We start from the raw sequence: 23855 nt of genomic DNA, 5'->3' as shown, positions 1-23855 counted from the left end.
CCGGCGCGGTCACTGACCCTCGCGCGGTCGTTGTGGGGTCGGTGCCGCGCCGGGGCACGCCCCCAGCCTTCGGCCGGGGGGACCCCCGCCTCGGCGCTCGCGGCGCTGCCCCCACATCAATCGGCACCGCACCCACCGCTCGTGTCCCCCAGCCGCTGCGGCGCAGGCGCGTGGGGGCGTGCGGGTCCCGGCGGTCCGGGCGGCCGGGACGCGGACCGGACCGGGACAGGCGGCCGGCGGTGTCCCGGTGGCCGTGCCTACGAGGTGGCAGGCCTACGGCGCGTGCGGCGCCGTCGCGTCGGCGCCGGCCGCGGGCAGCAGGCCGATGCCGCGGCTGGGGCCCTGGCAGCCCTGGGCGGCGGCGATGCCGAGCGCGACGAGGAGGGTCACGGTGACGAAGACGATGAGCCGCTGCCGCAGCAGCCTGCGGTCGGCACCCACGGGCCGGCGGCCCGCCGGCGTACGGGGGGCCGGGGTGCGGCCGGAGGGCGTCCGGGCCGGGGTGCGCGGCGAGGCGGGCGTACGGGGGGAGGCCGGGGTACGCGGCGGGACGGGCGTGCCCGCCGCCGTCCGCCGCTCGGTCTGCTGGTCCGCGTACGCCTGCGCCCGCGGGCCCGTGGGGCGCTCGGCGCGCGGACCGGACGCCCTCGGCACGATGTCGCGCCGGCCCGGCGCCGCGCCGAGGCCGCGGGCCTCACGGGCGGCGATCTCGGCCAGCCGCTCGGAGAGTTGGACCGTGCTGGGCCGCTGCTCCGGGTCCTTGGCGAGGCAGGCGTACACCAGCGGGGCCAGTGAGTCCGGCACACCGGTGAGGTCCGGCTCCTCGTGGACGACCCGGTAGAGCATGACCTCCGAACTGCCCTGCCCGAACGGCGAGTCGCCCATCGCCGCGTACGCCAGCGTCGCGCCGAAGGCGAAGACGTCGGTGGCCGGGGTGACCGCCGCCCCGCGGACCTGCTCCGGCGCGAGGAACCCGGGGGACCCGACGGCGGTGCCCACGTGGGTGAGGGTGCTGGCGCCGGTGGACCAGGCGATGCCGAAGTCGATGATCCGGGGGCCCTTGGGCGACAGCAGGATGTTGGAGGGCTTCAGGTCCCGGTGGACGACCCCGGCCTCGTGGACGGCGACCAGCCCCTCCGCCAGCGCGGCGCCGATGGACGCGGTCTCGGCGGCCGGGAGCATGCCGTCCCGGGCGACCTTGTCGTGCAGGGAGGGCCCGGGAACGTACTGCGTGGCGAACCACGGGCGGTCCGCCTCCAGATCGGCGGCGACCAGCCGGGCCGTGCAGCCGCCGCGGATGCGTCTCGCCGCGGACACCTCGCGCGCGAAGCGGGAGCGGAACTCCTGGTCCTCGGCCAGCTCGGGGCGGATCACCTTCAGCGCGACCCGCTGGCCGCGCTTGTCGGCGCCCAGGTAGACGACGCCCATGCCGCCCGCGCCCAGCCTCCGGTGCAGGCGGAACGAGCCGACGACACGCGGGTCCTCGCGCCGGAGCCGCATCATCGCCATGTCGTCCATCCCCGCTGCCTGCCTGGCCAGTCTGACGCCGACAGCTTACGGACTGACCGCCCGTCGCGCCGCGAGGCCGCGCCCGCGCGGGGCGGCGGATTGTCAGTGCCGGATGGGATCCTTGAAGGGTGGGGAAAATTCCGGCCGCTGACGGCCAGGAATTTCGTCATGCCGTCAACAGTCCGTCGGACAAGGGGGATTGACGCCATGAAGGGTGACCGCGTGGAGATAGTCGTCGACGCGGGCGACACGACAAGGACGTACGAAGTGGTCGCCACCAGGGCGGGCCGCAGGGTCGAAACGGCGGTCCGCCGAGGGGTGGTGGAAGTGAGCGAAGTCACCCGGTCCGGCTCCGTGGTGCGCACCGCGCGCTTCATGGCCACCCGGGTCCTCGCCCTGGTCGAGCAGCCCATGCCGACCGGCGACGCGGAGGACGAGGAACGGGGCTGACGGTCCCCGTCCGCGCCCGCCCGGGAGATCCCCTTGGGGATGTCCCGGGGGTGCGGCCGGGTCCCTCCACCCAGGGGAGTACGCGACCGGACCCGGAGTCATCCTCGGGGAGGCCAGGGAAGCGGTACGAGGGCATGACGACCGGCGCCGGCGCCGCGCCTAATGTTGAGGTCAAGCGGCGGGCGGAGCACTCGTCCCCCGAGGTCAAACGCCCGCCGCCCAGACAACTGTGCATGATCACGGACCACGACCGGGAGAGGGCCATGGCGAACACGGTGAGCCGTACGGTGCGGCCGGCGCGCGGCAGCAGGATCGCCGCCTTCGGCATACGCCCGTCGGGCACCCGGCATCCGCTGGTGGCGGTGGCGATGGTGCTGCCGCTCGCGGTGCTGCTCGCGGTGGCCTTCGGGGGCTGGGACGCAGTGGTCACACAGGCGTCGTCCGTAGCTGGTCTGATGGGGCGCTGACAGACGCCCCGCGGCCCCGGAAGAGCGGTCCGGGTCCGCGAGGACCGGTGAACCAACCCCGTGGGGACGGGGGTACGGCGGACGGCATGAATGCCCGGGTACCGTGGCGGTACCCGGGCATCACACCCGGCATTGCCAGTGGGCGGCGCGCTGCCGCACAGTGGGCCGGTGACACGGGGCATGGGGGAGCAAGTGACCAGCAGCGGAGCACCGCTGACGCACGCCTTGGGGGCGGTCGCGGCAGCGGCCTCGCGGGTACCCGCCCAGGCGCGGCCCGCCGTGCTCGCCGAACGGCCCGACGCCACCGTCGTCCGCGGCGGCCGCCTCGTCGCCAAGGCCCACGCCCCGGGCACCGATCCGCAAGAGCTCGACCTGCGGCTGCGCGTGGCCGCCCATCCTCTGCTCGACGGCGTCCTGCTGCCCCCGGCGCCGCTGCCCGACCACGGCGGCGCGTTGAGCGCCGTGCTCCTCGGCCGCACCGTGAGCCTGTGGCCCCTCGGCGAGCCGGTCGACCGCGACGACCCGGACTCCGCACCCTGGGCGGAGGCCGGCACGCTCCTGGCCCGTCTGCACACCGTGCCGGTGGCCGCGCTGCCCGGCCCGCGGCCGCAGATGCGCGGCCCCGTCAGGGCGGCCGGCGCGGTCGCGAGGATGCGCGCCGCCGGCGCCGGCGACCCGGCGGTGCTCGCCGCCTGGCGCGGCCTGCCGCCCTGGGCGCGCGGCGAGGCCCCGCAGCCGCGGCAGGTGCTGTGCCACGGCGACCTGCACATGGGCCAACTGGTGCGCCACCCGGCGCCCGACGGGCCGTGGTGCCTCATCGACGTGGACGACCTCGGGCTCGGCGAGCCCGCCTGGGACCTGGCCCGGCCGGCGATGTGGTTCGCCGCCGGGCTGCTCGACCCCGCCGACTGGGGCCGCTTCCTCGGCGCGTACCGCGCCGGCGGCGGCCCCGCCGTTCCCGCGGACGGCGACCCGTGGCCGCATCTCGACGTGGCGGCACGGGCGTTGGCGGTCCAGACCGCGGCGACAGCCGTCGCCAAGGCCGCGCAGGAGGGCCGCGCACTCGACGGGACGGAACGTACCGTCCTCGATACGTGCCGCCGAATCGCGGAAGTAAAGTGCAGTCCTACGCCGGGGGAGGACCCCCGGCCGGCGCGAACGAGGAGATGAGCCGACGATGCTCTGTCCCAAGTGTCATGGCCCGATGCAGACGTTCACCCGCAGCGGCGTCCAGATCGAGCAGTGCGGCAACTGCCGGGGGATCTTCCTGGACTACGGGGAGCTCGAGGCGCTGACCCGCATGGAGTCGCAGTACGCCCAGCCCGCCCCGCCGCCGCCCGGTTACCCGCAGGCGTACCCGCAGCAGCACGCCGCCCCGGCCTGGGGTGCCCCGCACGGCGGGCACCACGGGGGCCACCACGGCCACCACAAGCAGCAGAGCTGGGCGCACATGCTCTTCTCGTCATGACACGACCGAGGGCCGGAGCGAACGCTCCGGCCCTCGGCTGCTGGTGGACGATACTGGGATTGAACCAGTGACCTCTTCCGTGTCAGGGAAGCGCTCTCCCGCTGAGCTAATCGTCCTCGGTACTGCGGGTGGTGCAGCGTGCGCGATACTGGGATTGAACCAGTGACCTCTTCCGTGTCAGGGAAGCGCTCTCCCGCTGAGCTAATCGCGCTCGGTTCCCCCGTGCCGAAGCGTCGGGGAAGGCCCTCCCGGGCCCAGTGGACGATACTGGGATTGAACCAGTGACCTCTTCCGTGTCAGGGAAGCGCTCTCCCGCTGAGCTAATCGTCCTCAGAGGTGGAGACGGGATTTGAACCCGTGTAGACGGCTTTGCAGGCCGTTGCCTCGCCTCTCGGCCACTCCACCAGCGCGGGGGCGGTGACCCCCACTTCGAGCGGACGACGAGATTCGAACTCGCGACCCTCACCTTGGCAAGGTGATGCTCTACCAACTGAGCCACGTCCGCAGTGTCTCCCCCGGAGCTCGCACCCGGGCGGGACCTCCGCCGATGCGCTTGCGCGTCCCGGCGACGAGTTGAACTCTAGCGGATTACGGCTCCGCCACCAAAACGCGTTTCCGCAGCGTGCCGGGTCGGTGACCAGCGCATCTCGTTCGTCGGCGCCGACTTAGACTCGCACTCGCCCCACCGGACCGACCTGGGAAGCCCCGTGCCCGACCTCGAGCCCCTCGCCAGATTCGGCGGCCTCGTCGCCTCCGACCTGCGGGATGTCACCACCGACCCGGCCGCGCTGGACTCCTCCGGCTTCTGGGCGGTGGTCGCCGGCTTCGAGGGCGACATGGTCTGCGCGCGCTTCGGGAACGTCCGGCCGGAACCTGCCGCGGCCGCCCCCCGCCGGCTCTGGAAGGGCCCCGCCCGCGGCGACTGGACGTCCTCACTGGACCGCGCCGGGTACACCGCCGGAGTGCGCCGCGTCCGCGAGTACATCGCGGCCGGCGAGGTCTACCAGGCCAACCTCTGCCGGGTGCTCACCGCGCCGCTGCCCGAGCCGGACGCCGACGTCGACGCCCTCGCGGCCGTCCTCGCCCGCGGCAACCCCGCCCCGCACGCGGGAACGGTCCGGCTGCCCGCGCACGGCATAGAGGTGGCCAGCGCCTCCCCCGAACTCTTCCTGCGCCGCCGCGGCGAGGTGGTCGAGTCCGGACCCATCAAGGGCACCGGCCGCACCGAGGCCGACCTGCTGCCCAAGGACCACGCCGAGAACGTCATGATCGTCGACCTGGTCCGCAACGACCTCGGGCAGGTCTGCGCCACCGGCACGGTCACCGTCCCCGACCTCTGCGTCGTGGAGAAGCACCCCGGCCTGGTCCACCTCGTCTCCACCGTGCGCGGCGAACTGCGCGAGGGTGCCGGCTGGGCCGCGCTGCTGGACGCCGCGTTCCCGCCGGGCTCCGTCACCGGCGCCCCCAAGTCCAGCGCCCTGCGCATCATCGCCGAACTGGAGACCGCCCCCCGCGGCCCCTACTGCGGCGGCATCGGATGGGTCGACGCCGACCGCGGCACCGGCGAGCTCGCCGTGGGCATCCGCACCTTCTGGATCGACCGCGCCGCCCCCGGCGGCCCCGTGCTGCGCTTCGGCACCGGTGCCGGGATCACCTGGGGCTCCGATCCCGAGCGGGAGTGGGACGAGACGGAACTGAAGGCCTCCCGGCTGCTGGCAGTAGCGTCGGGTACGTACGACTCGAACGAAGGCGAACGGAACCATGGGGCAGAGTGACACCGTGAGCACGACCACCGCCGGCGCGATCTGGGTCAACGGCGCGCTGCGCGAGACCGACGAGGCGTCCGTGTCCGTCATGGACCACGGCCTGACCGTCGGGGACGGCGTCTTCGAGACGCTCAAGGCCACCGGCGGCACCGCCTTCGCGATGGACCGCCACCTGCGCCGGCTGGCCCGCTCCGCGCGCGGCCTCGGCCTGCCCGAGCCCGACCTGGACGAGGTGCGCCACGCCTGCGAGGCCGTCCTCGCCGCCAACCCGGCGCCCCACGGCCGGCTCCGCGTCACCTACACCGGCGGCACCTCGCCGCTCGGCTCCGAGCGCGGAACCACGGGCCCCACCCTGGTCGTCGCCCTCGGCACCGCGACCGTCCGCCCCGACACGACGGCCGTCGTCACCGTCCCCTGGACCCGCAACGAGAAGGGTGCCCTCGCGGGGCTCAAGACGACCTCCTACGGGGAGAACGTCGTGGCCCTGGCCCGCGCCCACCAGCACGGCGCCTCCGAGGCGCTCTTCGCCAACACGCAGGGACGCCTCTGCGAGGGCACCGGCTCCAACGTCTTCGTCGTCCTCGGGGGCAAGCTGCTCACCCCGCCGCTCGCCTCCGGGTGCCTCGCCGGGATCACCCGCGAGCTCGTCATCGAGTGGGCCGGCGCCGAAGAGGCCGACCTGCCCTTCGAGGCCCTCGCCGAGGCGGAGGAGATCTTCGTGACCTCCTCGCTCCGCGACGTCCAGGGCGTCCACCGGGTCGACGACCGCGAGCTGGCCACCGGGGCCCGCCCCGGCCCGGTCACGGCCAAGGCGATGCGGGTCTTCGCGGAGCGGTCCGTGGAGCACCCGAACCCCTGAGCCGGGGCGGTCCCGGGTGGTTGAACCCGTGACGTAACCGCGGCGACCCGGTAGAACTCCACACCATGACCACCACCCTGCGCCCGGCCGAGCCCGAACAGCGCTGGCGCGGCGGAGTACGCGCCCGCCGCTTCCACGTCTGTGTCAACGGGCGCCCGGTGGGGGAGACCACCCTGTGCACCGACGCCCGGTTCGGGCCCGAGGTCGGACGCATCGCCGCACTGCGGATCGACCCCGACCAGCAGCACCGCGGCCGCGGCACGGTCGCGGCCCTCGCCGCGGAGGAGGTCCTGCGGGGATGGGGCTGCCGCCGCATCGAGGTCTCGGTGCGGACGGAGGACGCGGCCGCGCTCCGGCTCGCGGGCGTGCTGGGGTACGTCGTCCGCAACCGGAACATGCTCAAGGCGCTGCCCGACGCGCCGCCCGCGCTGCCCGACGGCAGCGTCGTGCGGCCCATGACGGAGGCGGAGTACCCGGCGTGGGCGGCCCGCAGGCGGGACGAGTACGTCCGGTCCTGGACGCGGCGCGGCGTGCCCGAGGAGCAGGCCCGCGCCAAGGCCGAGGCGGACGACCTGGCCGCCCTCCCCGAGGGGCTCGGGACGCCCGGCGCCGTGCTGAGGGTGCTGGAGGTCGGCGGAGCCGGGGAGGCCGGGCAGGTGGTGGGGGAGCTGTGGGTGGGGCACAGGGACGAGGCCACGGGGTTCGTCTTCGACGTCCACGTCGCCGAGGGGCACCGGGGCGGGGGTCACGGGCGCTCGCTCATGCTCGCCGCGGAGCGGGAGTGCCTGGCGGCGGGGCTGCGGTGGATCGGGCTCAACGTCTTCGCTGGGAACGAGGCGGCGGAGGGGCTCTACGGGGCGCTGGGGTACGGGGTGACGGAGGTGCATTTGGCGAAGCCGCTTCTCTGAGTGCCCGGGGGTGTGGAGGTTGCGGCCGGTTGTGTGCGGGTTGTCTGCGCCTGCGGCGGGCGTCCCCCGCCCTCCCTCCCCCCAACCTTCGACCGGGGGGACCCCCATGGGCGCACCCCGCCACACCCCCTCCGGTCGTGTGCGCGACTGACTGTGAGGATGTGGGTGGCATCGCCTGGGTGGTCTGACTCGGCGACTGACTGACGCTGCGGCTGTCCTGCGGTCGAATCGTCGGCTGCGTAGGCGGTGTCGTCCTGCACGGGCCGGTCGGGCTTCGGTGACTTCATAGGAGCCCGGCCAAAGGTCCCATCACAGTCTTGTCCCGCCGCCTGACCGGCCCGTGCCGTCCCCCTCACGCATGGCACGGAAGGAAGGCAGTTCCCAGGATGGCAGAACAGCTATCGGTGATCGGCGGCGTGCGTTCCGGCCGCACCAACCGCCATCGCCTCAATCGCGGCGGCGACCGTCAGGCCAACAACGCACTCCACGTGATCGCCCTGGTCCGCATGCGCCATGACCCCCGCACCCAGGCCTACGTCATCCGCCGCACCAAAGAAGGCATGTCCAAAAAGGACATCCTGCGCTGCCTCAAACGCTTCATCGCCCGCGAAATCTACAAACACCTCCAACGACCCACAGCACCCCCAGCCCTCCTCCAGACCCCTTGACGTCTATAGGAGCTTCGGCCGGACGAGGTGGGGGTTGTGGGAAGTCGTTCCGCAAGGCATGAGGGGCCTCTCGGCCGAAGGCCGGCGGAGGGTTGGCACACCCCCACCACCGGCGTGCACACGCCAGGATGCCGGTTACCGGCCCAGGGCGGCGTCCGCGAGGGACTCGATGCGGGTGCGGAGGCCGTCCTGGGACGTGCCGCCGTCGAGGCGTTCGCCGGAGATGACGTAGGTGGGGGTGCCGGTGACGCCGATGGCCTTGCCTTCGGCCTGGTCGGCGTCGACGACGAGGAGGTGCCGCCCGTCGACGAGCGCCGTGTCGACCTCTTCCGCGTCGAGGCCCAGGTCCGCCGCGATCTCGACCAGCAGTGCCTCGCCGCGCTCGCCCAGCTCGTCCGTGCGGGCGAGGACCGCCTCCGCGTACTCCCAGCCGCGGCCCTGTGCGAAGGCCTCCTCCGCGGCCTGGGCGGCGGCGTAGGCGTGCTTGTGCTTCTCCAGGGGGAAGTGCCGCAGCTGGATCTCCAGGGCGTCGCCGTACCGCTCGCGCAGGGCGTGCAGGTCGGTGAGGGCGGTGGCGCAATCGGGGCACTGGAGTTCGCACCAGTACTCGAGGACGACGGTGCGGGGAGTCGCTTCGTTCATGGGGCCAGTCTCCCACCGGGGGAGGAGCCGTCCCGGAGATCACCCTGAGGTTGCCGCCGGGCCGTGGCCCGCAGGCGGGGGACGGGTGCACGATGGAGCGAGCAGACCATTTCGGAGGAGCTCCGCATGCTGACCTCGACCGTGTGTGTCGCGCTGTCCGCGGCGGGCCTGGCGATCGCCCTGCTCACCGCCTACCGGCGCAGGTTCCGCAGGGCGACGATGATCGCGGCGGTGGCGCTGCTGCCCGTCGGCCTGTACATGACGGGACTGGTGTCGCTGGCCGGGACCGTCGTCCGGGCCGTCGCCGACTGGGCGGCGGACCTGGTGTTCAAGCCCTCGGTATGGGCGGGCTTCGGCGTGCTCGCCCTGTCGGTGGTGCTGTACTTCGTCGCACGGGTATCGGGGCGCCGCAAGGGCGTCGCGGAGGCGAGCCCGCGCCGGGAGGTCGCGTCGGGCGCGGGGGCGCCGGCTCTGGAGCAGGGGAAGAAACCGGTCCCGAAGGCGGCGAAGACCGATCCCGACCTGGCCGAATTCGGTGAGATCGAGGAGATCCTCAAGCGCAGGGGGATCTGAGCGGCGTGTTGGTGGCAGGGGGTGGCGGGGTTACGTCATCATCGCCCTGGCGGACCTCAACTACCGCCCCCTGAGCGGGATTTGGTGTGTCCGGGGGCGTACGGTTGTGCGAGTTCGCGTCCCTCCGAGCACACCGTAAGGCCATGGAAGCCCAAGCAGACGACGACGAGCCCCGCGGCTGCCTGTTCGCGCTTTCCCAGCCGCCGCTCATGCTCTTCCTGACCGTGATCGGCAGTCTGCTCGCCTTCGGCGGGCTCTATGACCTCTGGCCGTTCTGAGCCGGCACGGCGACGGCCTCGCGGCGGCGCGCCCGGTAGGCGGCGACGTGGAGCCGGTTGCCGCAGGTGCGGCTGTCGCAGTAGCGGCGTGAGCGGTTGCGTGACAGGTCGACGAAGGCGCGCCGGCAGTCCGGGGCGTCGCAGCGGCGCAGCCGTTCCCGCTCCCCGGCGACGAGGAGGAAGGCCAGGGCCATCCCGCAGTCGGCGGCCAGGTGGTCGGCGAGGGAGGCTCCCGGGGCGAAGTAGTGGACGTGCCAGTCGTAGCCGTCGTGGTCGGTCAGCCGGGGCGTGGTGCCGGCCTCGGCGACGAGCGAGTTGACCAGCGCCGCGGCCTCGGGCGTGGCGGGCGCGGAGAAGACCTGGGCGAAGAGCTGCCGTACGGCGCGCACCGCGACGAGGTCGTCCTCGTCGAGCGATCCCACGTCGCTGATCTCGTTGCGCTCCACGAAGGCGCGCAGCGCCGCGAGGTCGGCCAGACCCTCGCGGCCGTCACTCTCCGGTGTGGTGTTGATGAGATCCACCACGCAGTCGAGTGCGCACCTGGTGTCATGGTTGATCAGCACGGAATCGCTCTCTCCCTGGCCTGGTGGGTCGGGCGTTCCGGTGACTTTAGCGCGAGAGCCGTCGTCGTGGAGCGTGCTGCTCCCCGACGACGGCTCCGGCAGGTCGGGTCCGCGCCGTACCCCCGAGATGCGTACGGCGACGGACGGTCGGTGGACTCAGCTCTCGGCGAGGATGTGCGAGAGCTCGGTGTCCAGGTCGAAATGACGGTGTTCGGTGCCGGGGGGCACCGCGGCGTCGGTCCGCTTGAGGAACGACTCCAGGGCCCGCGCCGGGGCCTCGAGCAGCGCCTCCCCCTCCGGAGAGCTGAGGGCGATGCACACGACGCCCTGGCCGTGACTGCGGGACGGCCAGACCCGGACGTCGCCGGTGCCGGTGGGCCGGTGCAGACCTTCGGCGAGCAGGTCGCGGGCGAAGACCCATTCGACTGTCTCCTCGGCACCGGTGTGGAAGGTGGCGTGCACGGCGTAGGGATCGGCCGTGTCGTACCGCAAGCCCGCGGGTACGGGCAGTGACGATTCGCTCGACACAACGAGGCGCAGGTGCAGCTCGCAGCTGACCGTGGTGTTCATAAGCGCCAGGGCCTTTCGCTCAGTGTGCGCTCGGGGATTCGCACGTCGGCGAAATCGACATGCCACCTGCGGGGACGTTGTAAACCCCTCTGACGGGTTTGTGAGGGTTCCGGTACCTCGTCCGGCCGAGTTCTTTTCCTCCCCGGCGAGCCATTCCGGTGACGAAGTGGCTTCGGGTAAGTTTGGGAGCATGACTGCGGAGAGTGACGAGCGGGAGGTGGCCGTGGCCATGGATCCCGCGACCGTCGACAACGGGGACGGCGGGGACGTGGAGCCCGAGGGCTCCGAGCGCCCGCTGGGGTCGAGGGCGCCACGTTTCATCCGGCGCTCCCGCGCGCTGCACGTGAGCTGGCAGGTCGGGGTCTTCCTGGTGGGTCTGGCGATCGTCGGGACGGGCGTGGTCCTGCTCCCGCTGCCGGGACCCGGCTGGGTGGTGATTTTCGCCGGCATGGCCGTCTGGGCGACCGAGTTCGTCTGGGCCCAGCTGGTGCTGCGCTGGACGAAGCGGAAGGTGACCGAGGCGGCACAGAAGGCGCTCGACCCGAAGGTGCGGCGGCGGAACCTGACGCTGACCGCCATCGGGCTGGTGATCATCGGCGTCCTCCTGGGGTACTACCTCTGGCGTTTCGGCTTCGTGATGCCGTGGAAGGCCGACCTGCACTGAGGGCGCACCGTCCGCGATGGTCGGGGCACCCGCTGACATGCGGTAATGTTGTTCCCGCACCGGGGCGATTAGCTCAGCGGGAGAGCACTTCGTTCACACCGAAGGGGTCACTGGTTCGATCCCAGTATCGCCCACCCGGACCGAGGGCCCGGAAGCCGAGAGCGGCTTCCGGGCCCTCGTCGTCGTATCCGGCGGTGGTGCCGTGCCAGTGAGCACGGGAAGCGCTTTCCGTCATTCTCCGCCCTAACCATTGACGCCTCGGCAGGGTCTCCCTACGGTTTCTCGGCAAGCGCTTGCCTTAATCGTTTCAGGCCCTCCGCTGGACGCGGGGCGGCGTCTGCCCGAAGGGGGCATGTCGTGGGCGTTCGACGGAGTGTGCGCGGGCCGTGGGGCCTCAGGGCCGCCGGGGCCGCGGTCGCCGCGCTGGCGCTGCTGGCGGCCGGCTGCGGGGGCGGCGGCGACCCGGACGGCGGGACCGTGACCATCCGCTACTCGTGGTGGGGCGCCCAGGACCGCGCCGAGCTGATCCGGAAGACGATCGCGCTCTTCGAGAAGGACCACCCGCACATCAAGGTCAAGACCGACTTCGCCGAGTACGCCGACTTCTGGAGCAAGTTCAACACCCAGGCCGCCGGCGGCAACGCCCCCGACGTCTTCCAGAACTCCGTCGCCTTCCTGCGCAAGTACGGCGAGAAGGACCTGCTGCTCGACCTGAACACCCAGGTCAAGGCCGGCAACCTCAGCATGGACGACTTCCGGGCCGGCCTGGAGAAGGCCGGCGAGGTCGACGGCAAGCTGCTCGGCGTCCCCGTCGGCGGCAACACCTTCGCCCTGGTCTACAACCCCGGGGCCTTCGAGCGCGTCGGCGTCACCCCCGCCGCCGGCTGGACGTGGGACGAGTTCGACGCCGCCGTCCACAAGATCAGCGCAGCCGAGGGCGACCTCTACGGCGCCAGCGACAACGGCGGGGTCATGTACCTGTACGACCTCTACCTGCGCCAGAACGGCACGGCGTTCTTCACCGCCGACAACGAGCTCGGGTTCACCGAGGCCGACCTCAGGCAGTGGTGGGGCGACCACTACGCCGACAACGAGGCGGGCGACCTGGTCCCGGCCAAGAAGAGCGAGCAGATCAAGCCCAAGTCCTCGGTCAGCGGCGACCTTTCCGCCGCCGAGTTCACCTGGGACAACTTCATCGTCCGCTACGCCGCCGAGACCGGCACCAAGCTCGCCCTGGCCCCGGTCCCGACCACCGACGGCACCAGGACCGGCCAGTACATCTCCTCGCTGATGCTCAGCGGATCGGCCCGCACCCAGCACCCCGAGGAGGTCGCGGAGTTCATCGACTTCATGGTCCACGACCCCGAGGTCGGGAAGATCATGGGCTACAACCGCGGCGTCCTGCCCACGCACGCCCAGTTCGACGCGTACCGGCCGACCGGCGTCGACGCGCAGATCGCCGCGTACGAGAAGTCCGTGACCGGGGTCATCGAGCCGATCACCCCGCACCCGGCGGGCGCAGACGTCGCGGAGGCGGCCTTCCTGCGGATCTACGGCGACGTCGCGCTGGGCAAGACCTCGGTCGACGACGCCGTCACACAGTTCTTCGGCGAGGCGAAGACCGCGCTCGGCTCCTGAGGGGACATCCCGTGACGCGCACCCAGACCGCCGTGCCGGATGTCGCCGAGCGGCGCCGCACCCCGCAGGACCGGCCCCCGGAAGGCCGGCGGCGGGGACGCCGGGAGACCCTGGCCGGCTACCTGTTCCTGACCCCGTGGTGCGTCGGCGTCCTGCTGCTGACACTGGGCCCGAGGCTCGTCTTGCTCTACCTGGCCTTCACCGACTACAACCTCTTCGACTCCCCGAAGTGGACCGGGCTGAGGAACTTCCGCGACATGTTCGCCGACGACCGCTGGTGGCACTCGGTGCGGGTGACGCTGGAGTACGTACTGGTCGGCACCCCGCTCAAGCTCGCCGCCGCCCTCGCCGTGGCACTGCTGCTGGTCAGGCCCCGTCGCGGCCAGGGCTTCTACCGCTCCGCCTTCTACGCCCCGTCGCTGATCGGGGCGAGCGTCAGCATCGGCATCGTGTGGCGCTCGGTCTTCCAGGACGACGCCGTCGTGGACCGTGCGCTGCACCTCGCCGGCTGGGACGTCGGCGGCTGGGTCGGCGACCCCGACTGGTCGCTGCCCACCCTCGTCACCCTGACCGTCTGGCAGTTCGGCGCCCCGATGGTGATCTTCCTGGCGGGGCTGAAACAGGTGCCGCGGGAGCTGTTACGAGGCGGCGGAGGTCGACGGGGCCGGGGCCTGGCGGCGGTTCCGCTCCATCACCCTGCCGCTGATCTCGCCGGTGCTCTTCTTCAACCTGCTGCTCGAACTCATCCACTCCTTCCAGGTCTTCACCTCGGCGGTGGCCCTCGGCGGCAGCGGCGGCGGGGCCGGCGGCCCGGCCGACTCCCTGCTCGTCTACACCTGGTACCTGTACGAACAGGGCTTCCGCAACCTCCGCATGGGCTACGCGTCCGCCATGGCCTGGATGCTGATGCTGGGCATCGGCCTGCTGACCGCGCTGCTGTTCCGCACCCAGCGCAGCTGGGTCCACTACGTGACCCCCGCCGCCACGGCCCGCCGCCGCACGGCACGCACCCTCGCCTGGCACGCCGGCGCCCTCACCCTGCTCGCGGTGATCCTCTACCCGGTGGTGTGGCTGGTCGGCGCCTCGCTCAAGCCCGGCGACGAGATCGTCGGCAGCCTGGAACTGCTGCCCGGCCGCCCCATCGCCGACAACTACCGGCGGCTGACCCGTGGCATCGCCGACATCCCCGTCTCCACCTTCTTCACCAACTCGCTCGTCCTGGCCGTCGGTTCGGTGGTGGGCGTGCTCATCTCCTGCTCGCTGGCGGCCTACGCCTTCGCCAGGATCCGCTTCGCCGGGCGCAAGCTGCTCTTCGCGGTCATGATCTCGACGCTGCTGCTGCCCTTCCAGGTGCTCATCATCCCGCAGTACGTGCTCTTCCAGAAACTCGGCCTGATCAACACTTACGTTCCGTTGCTGCTCGGGAATACCTCGCCGCGGACGCGTTCTTCGTCTTTCTCATGGCGCAATTCATGCGCAATCTCCCGCGGGAATTGGACGAGGCGGCGCGCCTGGACGGCTGCGGACATCTGCGCGTCTATTGGAGCATCGTGCTCCCTTTGTGCCGGCCCGCCCTCATCACGAGCGCCATCTTCACGTTCATCTGGTCCTGGAACGACTTCATCGGGCCCCTGCTGTACCTGAACGAGCCCGACAAGTACACGGTCTCGCTCGGGCTGAAGATGTTCATCGACCAGGACAGCGTGGCCGACTACGGCGGCATGGTCGCCATGTCGCTGGTCGCCCTCCTGCCCGTGCTCCTCTTCTTCCTGGCCTTCCAGCGCCACCTGGTCGAGGGAGCGGCCACCTCCGGACTGAAGGGCTGAGGCCGATGGCGTTCGGCGGTGCCCGTACTGCGGTGGGGCGGTTCGCGCTGTTCGCCGAGTGCCTGCTGACCGGGGTGTGGCTGGTGGCCGCCGCGCTGCCGCTGGTCACCGCGCTGGCCGCGTTCGCCGCCGCCTGCGGGCACCTGCGGCGGCACCTGGACGGAGAGCGGTCCACGTGGCGCGACTTCATGGCGGAGACCGCGGCCGCGACCCGCGCCGGGTGGCGCTGCACGCTGCTGTGGTGGGGCGGGCTCGCGCTGCTCGGGCTCGACCTGGCGGTGGCCCGTTCCGGGATGCCCGCTGGGGGAGCGTTCACGTGTGCCGGTGTCCTGGCCGCGGTCGTCCTCGTGGTGACGGGGATTCGCGCGGCTGCGCTCTGGCGGCCCGGGGAGAGCGGCCGGGGTGCGGCCGGCCGTGCGGTGCGGCGCGTCGTGGGCGACCCCGGGGGGACGCTGCTTCTTGTGGGCGGGGTGGTGGTGGTCGGGGTGGCCGCGTGGATGCTTTTGCCGCTGGGGGCGGTGGCGTTGGGGTGCGTGGCGGGGGCGGCGGTGGCGGTGGAACGCCGTTCCTCTGCCGGTGCGTTGTGATGGCGGGTGGGGGTGCTCCTTGCGGCCCGTTGTTGTGTGCGGGTTGTTTGCGCCTGCGGCGGGCGGTTTCCCGCCGCCCGCCCTCCCCCAGCCTTCGGCCGGGGGGACCCCCATGGGCGCACCCCGCCACACCCCCTCCCGCTGTGTGGGCGCATGACGGCCGGTGGGGGATGAGTGAGGCACTTGCGGCGACCCCGGACCGCTTTCTGAACCCCCACCGGCCGTTGGCCGCCCGCGATAGGGCGGGGGAGGTGGGGGCACCCCCGGCCGAAGGCTGGGGGGGGAGGGTGGGCGTTCTGGACGCTGACGTGTATGTGTTGTGCGGCACGGACGGCACGACCTGGACCGCCCGTCATGCACATAAATATGCGGTCCAGAATGCCCAGCCCCGGAGGCCCCGACCCCGGCCCACTACGTACCGCGCGAGGCCCGCACCAACCGCGCCGGGCAATCGGGCGGGCGGCGGGGAAACCGCCCGCCGCAGGCGCAAACGAGCCACGCACAACCACCGGGCCCGCAACCACAACCCACCGGCACATTCTTAGCGGAGGCGCCCCAGTGCGTCCCGCACGCGCCGGACGTCGCGCAGACGGCGCTCGTACGTCGCCCCGACCCCGAGCAGGAGGACGCCCGCCAGGGCGAGCGGCACCCAGCGGGGGACCGCGCCGAGGGCCTGGGCGATGTAGGGGGCCAGTTCGTGCAGCGCGTCGAGCGCGAGCACGCCCGCCCCCAGCAGGAGCGGCGCCGCCAACCGGTGGCGGGCACCGAGGAGCATCACGGCGAGCGAGGCCGCGCCCAGGGTCAGGGGGTGGACCCAGCCGGGGTCGCCCCAGGCGGCGGCGAGGCTGGGCAGGAGGGTCGCGCAGAGCCCGGGGGCGTAGGCGGCCCAGGACGAGGACGTGGGGTCGCGGCGCCGCCGCAGGGCTCCGACGGCCAGGGCGGCGACCGTGACGGGGAGGGTGTACGCCTCCGGGACGTGGACGTCGGACGCCGCGAGGCGTACCCAACTCGCCACGATCATCAGGCAGGTCGCGACGTAGCCGAGCCACCGCCGGTCGGCCCGCAGCGCCGCGACGGCCGCGGCGAGGACACCTGCGAGGGCGAGGGCCAGGGCGAGGAGTGCGAGGTCGTCGGCGACGAGGCCGATCGTGAGGAGGGCCGCGGCGTGGCCGGGGTGCTCGAAGGGGTGTCCGGCGGCGCGGAAAGCGGCGGCCTGGGCGGTCGCGGCGATCGCGAGGAGGGTGAACGCGGCCGCGTGGGCGGGCAGTCCGGTCCAGGCGAGGCCCGCCGCGCAGGCGACCACCGCGGCGGCGCTCACCACGCGGGTGCGCGGGGCCACGACGTACAGCGCGCCGAAGCAGGCCAGCAGCACGGCGAGCACGGTGAGCGTCGTCGTGGGCTCCGGGTGGGCCCACGCGACGGCCGTCACGGCGAGCCCGCAGGCGCTCACCAGGGCGGTCCAGGTGAGCGCCCGGGCCGACAGCGCGAGCAGGGCGGCCACGACGACGAGCCGTACGGGCAGCGGACCGGGAACGCACACGGCGACCGCGGCCGCCACCAGGGCGCCGGAGGCGGCGAGCGGGCCGTACGGGGTGGCGCGGTGCAGCCGCGCCGCCGTGGCCAGTTCCGCCGCGAGCAGGCCGGCCACGGCGACCGCGCCGTACCGGCCCTCCCACGCGTCGGGCGCGACCACGCCCACGATCAGCGAGGGCAGCGCCCACAGCAGGGCGAGGGCGTGCACGGCGGCGGCGCCGGCCGCGAGACCGGCGGCCACCGTGCGGAGGCGGGCCGGGACGGCGAGGGCCGCCGCGCCGAGCACGACCGCCGCGCACGCCAGGTACCCCGGCACGATCCAGTCGCCGGGCACGTCCGACCGGAGGATCCCGCCGGCCGCGCCCACGACTGCGAGCGCCGCGACCCCGGACAGGATCCCCGACACGGTGGCGGGCACCGAGGGCCGCAGTGCGACGGTGAGCGCCACCGCGGCGGCGCCCAGCAGCAGTACGCCCGCGCGCAGTGCCGCTCCGCCGTCGTCGGCAGAGACGGAGAGCCCGCCCGCGGTGAGCAGCGCGCCCAGACCGACGGCCGTCCCGGCGACGACGGCGGTGATCCGCGTCCCGCGCCCGCCGGTGAGGAGGGCGACCGCCGCGTCCAGCGCGGCCGTGACGAGCAGGGCGGCCGCGAGCCCGTACGCCGACTCCGCGGCCGACGCCCACAGCGCCAGGGGGAGTTGACCGATCACCACGGCGAAGGGCACCGGCAGCACGAGCCGCCCGAGCGCCTTCCCGTACCCGGCCCAGAGCGCGGCGACGACGGTCAGGGACACCGCCGCGAAGCGCAGCCCGTCGGCGCCGGGGAACGCCACGCGGTGCAGCGCGTACGCGTCGAGCAGCAGCAGCACGAGGCCGAGGCAGGCGACGACCTCGGCCGTGGCGGTCAGCGTGCGGCGCAGCAGCAGTACGGGCACGCCCGTCGCCGCGAGGGTCAGCGCGCCCAGGACGGCGGCACGTCCGCCGATGCCGAGGTGGCCCCAGCTGATGACGGTGAACGCGATCGCGGCGACCGCCAGCAGCACACCGCCCAGGGCGAGCAGCAGGTTCTGCACCGCGCGGGGCGACGTCTCGCGGCGCGGCGGGGCACCCCACGGCGTGCCCCACGGCGCCGGCGGGTACGGCGGCCGCAGCTGCGCCAGCAACTGCCCGCGGCGCGCGATGAGGCGGCCGCGTTCGGCGTCCAGCCGCAGGAGGGCGCGGTCGGTCTCGCGCAGTTCCTCGGCGACCGGCCCGACCAGGGGCAGCGCGCAGCGCGGGCACGCGGGCGGCGCCGTCGCGGGCAGGTAGGTGCCGCACGCGGGACAGCGGTCGTGCGGCGGGGGCATCGTCTCCATGGCTCGGAGTGTGGCGCGGCCCACGTGCGCGGGCATGCGCGCCGGTACTCAGATCCGCGCTGAGTACGCACACTGGCTCCATGGACTGGAGCCGTTACCGCTTCCGCAGCCTGTGGCGGATCGCCGCCCCGCCCGAGGCCGTGTACGGCCTCCTGGAGCGCCCGCACGAGTACCCGGTCTGGTGGCCCCAGGTCCGCGAGGTGCGGCAGACCGGCGAGACCGCCGGCACCCTGCGCTTCCGCTCGGTCCTGCCGTACGACCTGTTCGTCACCGCGCACCAGACCCGCCGCGACCCGCGCGCGGGGGTGCTGGAGGTGGCGATGTACGGGGACCTGGAGGGGTGGGTGCGCTGGACGGTCGGCGCGGACGGGGCGGGCGGCGGCACCCGGCTGGTCTTCGAGGAGGACGTGATCGTCAACAAGCCGCTGATGCGGCGGCTGGCCGTCCCGTGCCGGCCGCTGTTCCGTGCGAACCACGCCCTGATGATGCGGCAGGGGCGGCGGGGCCTGTCCGCCCGGCTGCGCGCGGAGGGGGCACCGGGCCGGGAAGCCGTTTGAACGCAGCCGCCCGCGCCCTGTATTGTTCAGGTCGTCCCGGGCGATTAGCTCAGCGGGAGAGCACTTCGTTCACACCGAAGGGGTCACTGGTTCGATCCCAGTATCGCCCACCGTCACGAAGGGCCGGTCCATCACGGACCGGCCCTTCGGCGTGTGCCTAGGCCGCCGGTTCCTCGGGGGCCCGCGCGGGTGTCGGCCGCAGCGGCCAGGCCGGGTCGACCCGGTCGTCGGTGCCGCTGCGGGCGAACCACGCCTGCAGCCCGCGGGCCTGGCCGGCGTGCCAGAGGGCCTGGCGAGCGTGGAGTTCGGCGGGCGGCACCCCGCCGATCCGTGTGGCGAAGCGGTGGCCCAGCACCCGTACGAGCGCGAGCGCGGCGAGGGCGTCCGCCGCGGCGTCATGGGCGTCGGTCAGCACCACGCCGTAGTGCGCGCAGAGGTCGGTGAGGGTGCGGCGGCCCTTGCGGTAGCGGTCGAGGTGCTTGTCCAGGACCCGGGGGTCGAGGACGCGCAGCGGGCCGCGGACCAGGTAGGCGTCGAGCGCCATGCCGCGGTGGCGCTTCAACTCCCGGTCGAGCAGCGTCAGGTCGAAGGGTGCGTTCATCACCACGAGCGGCACGCCGGCCGCGGCCTGGTCGGCCAGCGCGCGTGCCAGTTCCTCCATCACCGGGCCGGGACGGCGTCCGTTCGCCCGGAGGTAGTCGTCGTCCAGCCCGTGCACCGCGCGGGCCCCTTCGGGCACCGGGACCCCCGGGTCCACCAGCCAGCGGGTCGTCCTGGCCGGTATGCCGGGGGCGTCCTCGACCACCAACGCGGCCGAGACCACCCGGTCGTGTTCCACGTCGACCCCCGTGGTCTCCGTGTCGAAGGCGGCCAGCGGGCCGTCGTACCAGTGCGGCATGGCGCACCTCCCGTGCGGATCGCAGGATGCGGGCGGCCGGCGGCCGCCCTTACGGTACGTACCCGTGACCGCACGTCACCGAACCGCAACGGTTTGCGACTTGTCGCTGGTGGGGATGAAGAGGGCAACGGGGATCACTAGGATTCCCGCGCCCGGAAAGGCACGGAGAGCGATGGCGCTCGAGCAGCCCGGCCCGGGTGGGCTGCTGTCCGAACCGAACGCACCGTTGCGCGGCGGACTCGCCACCACCAGCTGCATGGAAACCCTCCAAGTGGGATATCTGCACGCGGTGGCGGCGGCCGCCGGTTGTTCGCTCGCCCAGCCCTTCCCGGACAACGGCATCGACTGGCACATAAGCCACAGTTCGCACGGCCACGGTGTGGACGACGAGGTCACGATCAAGGTGCAGCTCAAGTGCACCTACCAGGTCGCCCCGCGGCCTCCCGGTCCGACCTTCGGCTTCACCCTGGAGAACGAGCACCTGGTGAAGCTGGCCCGGACCCCGGTCTCGGTGCACAAGATCCTCGTGGTGATGCTCGTGCCGCGCACCCAGGAGGAGTGGCTGCGTGCCGGCCACGACCGGCTGGAGCTGCGGCACTGCTGCTACTGGACGAACCTCGCCGGTCACGCCGCGACCGGCAAGCGCAAGACGACCGTGCGGATACCCACCGCGCGGATCTTCGACGACCGGGCCCTGTGCGAGATCATGACGCGGGTCGGGGCGGGAGGGAGGCCCTGATGAGCCGGACGGCAGACGACGCACTCGTCCCGCCCGACCCCGAGCGGGTCGACCCCGGCGTCCTCGTCGCGCTGCTCGTCCGCCACGGCTGGCGGCGGCGTGGCGGCGCCCCGGGCCGCTACACACGCTGGACGCCCCCGGGCGAGCCTGAGTCCGCCGCCCGGACCAGCCTCCTGGTGCCCGAGCGGCGTACCGCGGGCGCCCGCTACGCCGACCACGCCGAGCTGCTGGGCGAGGCCCTCGACGCCCTCGCCCGCTGCGGCGAGCCCTCGGCGCGCGAGGTGCTGACCGCGCTCGCCGTCCCCGGCGACGAGATCCACTGGCACCAAGAGCTGCCGCCGGCCGCCGGCGCGGCCGTGCCGTGGACGGCGGCGGAGCAGCTGCGCGCGGCCGCCCGCGCCATGCTCATGTCCGCCGCCCGCGCCGAGCGGGACCGCTTCGGCTACTTCGGCGCGCGCCACACCGGGCACGCCAACGCCTTCCTGGAGCAGGTGCTGGTCGGTGCCGCGCCGGGGCACCAGCTCACCGCGTACGCGCCGGTCCCCGAGGGCCGCCGCACCGTGACCACGCTGCTGCGCGCGCTGCAGGCGGCCCGGGACGCCGTGGACTACCAGCGGACCACCGGCGGCATGGAGGCCTTCGACGCGGCGGTGGGCCTCGGCGTCTGCCACGAACTGGCCGACTCCCTGATCCGGATGGTGCGCGGCAACGAGGGCGTGGTGGTCACCCTCGCCTGGGCCCCGGCGGCCGGGCCGCCCGTGGGGTTCGCCAGGGTGCCGGAGCCGGTCGAGTTCTCCCCTGGCGACCTCCCCGCGCTGGAGGCCGCCAGTGAGCGTTACGTGCGCGAGGAACCCTCGGTCGACGTGCGCGTCACCGGCACCGTCACCCGGCTGCGCCGGCCGCGCCCCTCCGGGGGCGGCAGCATCCGGCTGCGCGTCCTGGCCGGTGCGGACGTCCGCCAGGTACGCATCCGCCTGCCCGAGGAGGGGTACCGCATCGCGGCCCAGGCGCACCTGGTCGGGCTGCCGGTCCGGCTCTCCGGGCGGCTGGAACGGCGTACCGGCTTCCGCCACCTCACCCACCCGTCGGCGCTGACCCCCGTCCACGTCGACGAGGCCGACCGCGACCGGCTGATGAAGGCCCTGCACGGCGGCGTCGACACCTTCGAGGACTCCTTCGGCGGCTGACCGGGGGGCGCACCGGGCGGGGGCCCCCGACGCCGGGGGCCATCGCTTCGCGGGGCACCCGCCCGGCTCGGTAGGATTCACCGGTGCAGCTTTCCGCTGCCGGACCCAGTGGGACATACGTCAGGAGAGACCGGTGTCAGACGTCCGTGTGATCATCAAACGCGATTCCGATGAGCAGGAAGAGCGGCTGGTCACGACGGGCACGACGGCCGCCGAGCTCTTCGACGGCGACCGCACCGTCGTCGCCGCGCGGGTCGGGGGCCAGCTGAAGGACCTCGCCTACGAGGTCGCCGACGGCGACGAGGTCGAGCCCGTCGGGATCGCCAGCGAGGACGGCCTCAACATCCTGCGCCACTCCACCGCGCACGTGATGGCCCAGGCCGTGCAGGAGCTCTTCCCGGAGGCCAAGCTCGGCATCGGCCCGCCGATCAAGGACGGTTTCTACTACGACTTCGACGTCGAGAAGCCCTTCCACCCCGACGACCTCAAGCGCATCGAGAAGAAGATGCAGGAGATCGTCAAGCGCGGCCAGCGCTTCTCCCGCCGTGCCGTCGGCGACGACGCGGCCCGCGAGGAACTCGCCGACGAGCCCTACAAGCTGGAGCTGATCGGCCTCAAGGGCTCCGCAGCCGAGGCCGCCGAGGGCGCCTCCGCCGAGGTCGGCGCCGGCGAGCTGACCATCTACGACAACCTGGACGCCAAGACCGGCGAGCTGTGCTGGAAGGACCTCTGCCGCGGTCCGCACCTGCCCAGCACCAGGTTCGTCCCGGCGTTCAAGCTGATGCGCTCGGCCGCCGCCTACTGGCGCGGCAGCGAGAAGAACAAGCAGCTGCAGCGCATCTACGGCACCGCCTGGCCGTCCAAGGACGAGCTCAAGGAGTACCTGGATTTCCTCGTCGAGGCCGAGAAGCGCGACCACCGCAAGCTCGGCTCCGAGCTCGACCTGTTCTCCATCCCGGAGCAGATCGGCTCGGGCCTGGCGGTCTTCCACCCCAAGGGCGGCATCGTCCGCCGGGTCATGGAGGACTACTCGCGCCGCCGGCACGAGGAGGAGGGGTACGAGTTCGTCTACACCCCGCATGCCACCAAGGGGAAGCTCTTCGAGACCTCGGGCCACCTGGACTGGTACGCCGACGGCATGTACCCGCCCATGCAGCTCGACGAGGGCGTGGACTACTACCTCAAGCCCATGAACTGCCCGATGCACAACCTGATCTTCGACGCGCGCGGCCGCTCGTACCGTGAACTGCCGCTGCGCCTGTTCGAGTTCGGCACCGTGTACCGGTACGAGAAGTCGGGTGTCGTGCACGGCCTCACCCGGGCCCGCGGTTTCACCCAGGACGACGCGCACATCTACTGCACCAAGGAGCAGATGGCGGACGAGCTCGACAAGACGCTCACCTTCGTCCTCAACCTGCTGCGCGACTACGGCCTGACCGACTTCTACCTGGAGCTGTCGACCAAGGACCCGGAGAAGTTCGTCGGCTCCGACGAGATCTGGGAGGAGGCCACCGAGACGCTGCGGCAGGTGGCCGAGAAGCAGGGCCTCCCGCTCGTCCCCGACCCGGGCGGCGCCGCGTTCTACGGTCCGAAGATCTCCGTCCAGGCCAAGGACGCCATCGGCCGCACCTGGCAGATGTCGACCGTGCAGCTCGACTTCAACCTGCCCGAGCGCTTCGACCTGGAGTACACGGCGGCGGACGGCACCAAGCAGCGCCCGGTCATGATCCACCGCGCGCTCTTCGGTTCCATCGAGCGCTTCTTCGCGGTGCTGCTCGAGCACTATGCGGGCGCCTTCCCGGCATGGCTGGCCCCCGTCCAGGCGGTCGGCATCCCGATCGGCGACGCGCACGTGTCCTACCTGCAGGAGTTCGCCGCCGAGGCGAAGAGGAAGGGCCTGCGCGTCGAGGTGGACGCCTCCGCCGACCGGATGCAGAAGAAGATCCGCAACGCGCAGCGCAGCAAGGTGCCGTTCATGGTCATCGTCGGCGACGAGGACATGGCGGCGGGCTCGGTCTCCTTCCGCTACCGGGACGGCTCGCAGAAGAACGGCATCCCGCGCGACGAGGCGATCGCCGAGATCGCCAAGGCCGTCGAGGACCGCGTCCAGGTCTGAGCCGCCGGAACGACGCACGGCGACGGGCCCCCGGA

22 protein-coding genes, 7 tRNA genes and 3 pseudogenes are annotated in these 23855 nt (G+C 72.9%); 21 read left to right on the top strand and 11 right to left on the bottom strand.

Annotated features, from left to right (window positions below; genetic code table 11):
- Nucleotides 1-273: 273 nt before the first annotated feature.
- Nucleotides 274-1509 carry a serine/threonine-protein kinase gene (locus ABZ312_RS04460; protein WP_500322405.1) on the bottom strand — a complete coding sequence of 412 codons (1236 nt, stop codon included), beginning with the start codon at nt 1507-1509 and terminating at the stop codon, nt 274-276.
- Nucleotides 1510-1716: 207 nt separating this feature from the next.
- On the opposite strand from ABZ312_RS04460, the gene ABZ312_RS04455 reads away from it, so the two are divergent.
- From ABZ312_RS04455 to ABZ312_RS04440, 4 genes are all read left to right on the top strand, one after another.
- Nucleotides 1717-1959, top strand: a complete 243-nt coding sequence (locus ABZ312_RS04455; RefSeq protein ID WP_499510833.1) for a DUF8836 family protein — start codon at nt 1717-1719, stop codon at nt 1957-1959.
- A 263-nt stretch (nt 1960-2222) separates the two neighbouring features.
- Nucleotides 2223-2426, top strand: a complete 204-nt coding sequence (locus tag ABZ312_RS04450) for a hypothetical protein (RefSeq protein ID WP_018564248.1) — start codon at nt 2223-2225, stop codon at nt 2424-2426.
- A 192-nt stretch (nt 2427-2618) separates the two neighbouring features.
- Nucleotides 2619-3596: a phosphotransferase enzyme family protein gene (locus ABZ312_RS04445; RefSeq protein WP_500360683.1), complete on the top strand. Its 978-nt coding sequence runs from the start codon at nt 2619-2621 to the stop codon at nt 3594-3596.
- Between the two features lie 7 nt (nt 3597-3603).
- Nucleotides 3604-3894: a TFIIB-type zinc ribbon-containing protein gene (locus ABZ312_RS04440; RefSeq protein WP_499510831.1), complete on the top strand. Its 291-nt coding sequence runs from the start codon at nt 3604-3606 to the stop codon at nt 3892-3894.
- A 41-nt stretch (nt 3895-3935) separates the two neighbouring features.
- Here ABZ312_RS04440 and ABZ312_RS04435 read toward each other — a convergent pair.
- The 5 genes from ABZ312_RS04435 to ABZ312_RS04415 form a co-directional block, all read right to left on the bottom strand.
- Nucleotides 3936-4010 (bottom strand) — tRNA-Val (locus ABZ312_RS04435).
- Between the two features lie 23 nt (nt 4011-4033).
- Nucleotides 4034-4105: transfer RNA gene (locus ABZ312_RS04430), tRNA-Val, on the bottom strand.
- Between the two features lie 47 nt (nt 4106-4152).
- A tRNA-Val gene (locus ABZ312_RS04425) sits at nt 4153-4224 on the bottom strand.
- A 4-nt stretch (nt 4225-4228) separates the two neighbouring features.
- Nucleotides 4229-4299: transfer RNA gene (locus tag ABZ312_RS04420), tRNA-Cys, on the bottom strand.
- 27 nt (nt 4300-4326) lie between these two features.
- Nucleotides 4327-4399, bottom strand: a tRNA-Gly gene (locus ABZ312_RS04415).
- 202 nt (nt 4400-4601) lie between these two features.
- Here ABZ312_RS04415 and ABZ312_RS04410 point away from each other — a divergent pair.
- The 4 genes and pseudogenes from ABZ312_RS04410 to ABZ312_RS04395 all read left to right on the top strand — a co-directional run.
- Nucleotides 4602-5669 (top strand): chorismate-binding protein, encoded by a 1068-nt coding sequence (locus ABZ312_RS04410; protein WP_500360682.1) that lies wholly within the window; start codon nt 4602-4604, stop codon nt 5667-5669.
- A complete protein-coding gene (locus ABZ312_RS04405) occupies nt 5656-6519 on the top strand; it encodes an aminotransferase class IV (RefSeq protein ID WP_500324478.1) in 864 nt (287 codons plus the stop codon). The genes ABZ312_RS04410 and ABZ312_RS04405 overlap by 14 nt, the downstream gene beginning before the upstream one ends.
- A 65-nt stretch (nt 6520-6584) precedes the next feature.
- Entirely contained in the window at nt 6585-7427 is an 843-nt protein-coding gene (locus ABZ312_RS04400) for a GNAT family N-acetyltransferase (RefSeq protein WP_500436446.1), read from the top strand.
- A gap of 422 nt (nt 7428-7849) precedes the next feature.
- Nucleotides 7850-8095, top strand: a pseudogene (locus ABZ312_RS04395) (transposase); the annotation flags it as partial.
- 135 nt (nt 8096-8230) lie between these two features.
- Here the strand turns inward: ABZ312_RS04395 and ABZ312_RS04390 are convergent.
- On the bottom strand, nt 8231-8737 hold the full coding sequence (locus tag ABZ312_RS04390) for a DsbA family protein (RefSeq protein ID WP_500436444.1): 507 nt from the start codon (nt 8735-8737) through the stop codon (nt 8231-8233).
- 126 nt (nt 8738-8863) lie between these two features.
- Here ABZ312_RS04390 and ABZ312_RS04385 point away from each other — a divergent pair, with 126 nt between their 5' ends.
- Both ABZ312_RS04385 and ABZ312_RS04380 read left to right on the top strand, forming a co-directional pair.
- Nucleotides 8864-9310: a hypothetical protein gene (locus ABZ312_RS04385; protein ID WP_500324473.1), complete on the top strand. Its 447-nt coding sequence runs from the start codon at nt 8864-8866 to the stop codon at nt 9308-9310.
- A gap of 143 nt (nt 9311-9453) precedes the next feature.
- Nucleotides 9454-9588, top strand: a complete 135-nt coding sequence (locus ABZ312_RS04380; protein WP_499510825.1) for a hypothetical protein — start codon at nt 9454-9456, stop codon at nt 9586-9588.
- Here the strand turns inward: ABZ312_RS04380 and ABZ312_RS04375 are convergent.
- Together ABZ312_RS04375 and ABZ312_RS04370 are read right to left on the bottom strand one after the other, a co-directional pair.
- Entirely contained in the window at nt 9567-10151 is a 585-nt protein-coding gene (locus ABZ312_RS04375) for a CGNR zinc finger domain-containing protein (protein WP_499510824.1), read from the bottom strand. The two genes, ABZ312_RS04380 and ABZ312_RS04375, sit on opposite strands and share 22 nt — an antisense overlap.
- A 156-nt stretch (nt 10152-10307) precedes the next feature.
- Entirely contained in the window at nt 10308-10721 is a 414-nt protein-coding gene (locus ABZ312_RS04370) for an SsgA family sporulation/cell division regulator (RefSeq protein ID WP_003959770.1), read from the bottom strand.
- A gap of 190 nt (nt 10722-10911) precedes the next feature.
- On the opposite strand from ABZ312_RS04370, the gene ABZ312_RS04365 reads away from it, so the two are divergent.
- The 6 genes and pseudogenes from ABZ312_RS04365 (at nt 10912) to ABZ312_RS04340 (ending at nt 15436) form a co-directional block, all read left to right on the top strand.
- Nucleotides 10912-11385, top strand: coding sequence for a TIGR02611 family protein (locus ABZ312_RS04365; protein WP_500324471.1), 474 nt, complete (start codon nt 10912-10914; stop codon nt 11383-11385).
- A 62-nt stretch (nt 11386-11447) separates the two neighbouring features.
- A tRNA-Val gene (locus ABZ312_RS04360) sits at nt 11448-11519 on the top strand.
- Nucleotides 11520-11742: 223 nt separating this feature from the next.
- Nucleotides 11743-13023 (top strand): extracellular solute-binding protein, encoded by a 1281-nt coding sequence (locus tag ABZ312_RS04355; protein WP_500324470.1) that lies wholly within the window; start codon nt 11743-11745, stop codon nt 13021-13023.
- Nucleotides 13024-13055: 32 nt separating this feature from the next.
- Nucleotides 13056-13992: pseudogene (locus ABZ312_RS04350) on the top strand (carbohydrate ABC transporter permease); the annotation flags it as partial.
- Nucleotides 13993-14849 (top strand): annotated as a pseudogene (locus ABZ312_RS04345) (carbohydrate ABC transporter permease). It begins immediately after the preceding pseudogene.
- Nucleotides 14850-14854: 5 nt separating this feature from the next.
- The gene (locus ABZ312_RS04340; protein WP_500436442.1) at nt 14855-15436 is read left to right on the top strand and encodes a DUF624 domain-containing protein; all 582 of its coding nucleotides are present in this window, start codon (nt 14855-14857) and stop codon (nt 15434-15436) included.
- A gap of 541 nt (nt 15437-15977) precedes the next feature.
- Here the strand turns inward: ABZ312_RS04340 and ABZ312_RS04335 are convergent.
- On the bottom strand, nt 15978-18323 hold the full coding sequence (locus ABZ312_RS04335; RefSeq protein WP_500436440.1) for an SCO7613 C-terminal domain-containing membrane protein: 2346 nt from the start codon (nt 18321-18323) through the stop codon (nt 15978-15980).
- Nucleotides 18324-18403: 80 nt separating this feature from the next.
- Here ABZ312_RS04335 and ABZ312_RS04330 point away from each other — a divergent pair, with 80 nt between their 5' ends.
- Nucleotides 18404-18880 carry an SRPBCC family protein gene (locus ABZ312_RS04330; RefSeq protein ID WP_500324462.1) on the top strand — a complete coding sequence of 159 codons (477 nt, stop codon included), beginning with the start codon at nt 18404-18406 and terminating at the stop codon, nt 18878-18880.
- Between the two features lie 38 nt (nt 18881-18918).
- Nucleotides 18919-18990 (top strand) — tRNA-Val (locus ABZ312_RS04325).
- A 47-nt stretch (nt 18991-19037) separates the two neighbouring features.
- On the opposite strand, the gene ABZ312_RS04320 is transcribed toward ABZ312_RS04325, so the two are convergent.
- Nucleotides 19038-19778, bottom strand: coding sequence for an exonuclease domain-containing protein (locus ABZ312_RS04320; RefSeq protein ID WP_500324460.1), 741 nt, complete (start codon nt 19776-19778; stop codon nt 19038-19040).
- A 172-nt stretch (nt 19779-19950) separates the two neighbouring features.
- Here ABZ312_RS04320 and ABZ312_RS04315 point away from each other — a divergent pair, with 172 nt between their 5' ends.
- From ABZ312_RS04315 to thrS, 3 genes are all read left to right on the top strand, one after another.
- Entirely contained in the window at nt 19951-20517 is a 567-nt protein-coding gene (locus ABZ312_RS04315; RefSeq protein ID WP_499510816.1) for a DUF4365 domain-containing protein, read from the top strand.
- Entirely contained in the window at nt 20517-21704 is a 1188-nt protein-coding gene (locus ABZ312_RS04310) for a hypothetical protein (protein WP_500436439.1), read from the top strand. The genes ABZ312_RS04315 and ABZ312_RS04310 overlap by 1 nt, the downstream gene beginning before the upstream one ends.
- 133 nt (nt 21705-21837) lie before the next feature.
- Nucleotides 21838-23820: a threonine--tRNA ligase gene (gene thrS / locus ABZ312_RS04305; RefSeq protein WP_499510814.1), complete on the top strand. Its 1983-nt coding sequence runs from the start codon at nt 21838-21840 to the stop codon at nt 23818-23820.
- Nucleotides 23821-23855: the final 35 nt, after the last annotated feature.

The organism is Streptomyces sp. NPDC006207, from assembly GCF_040613835.1.
In the GTDB taxonomy this organism is placed as follows: Bacteria; Actinomycetota; Actinomycetes; order Streptomycetales; family Streptomycetaceae; genus Actinacidiphila.
The sequence above is the reverse complement of the archived record's forward strand: the minus strand, read 5'-3'. Positions and strand labels throughout refer to the sequence as shown.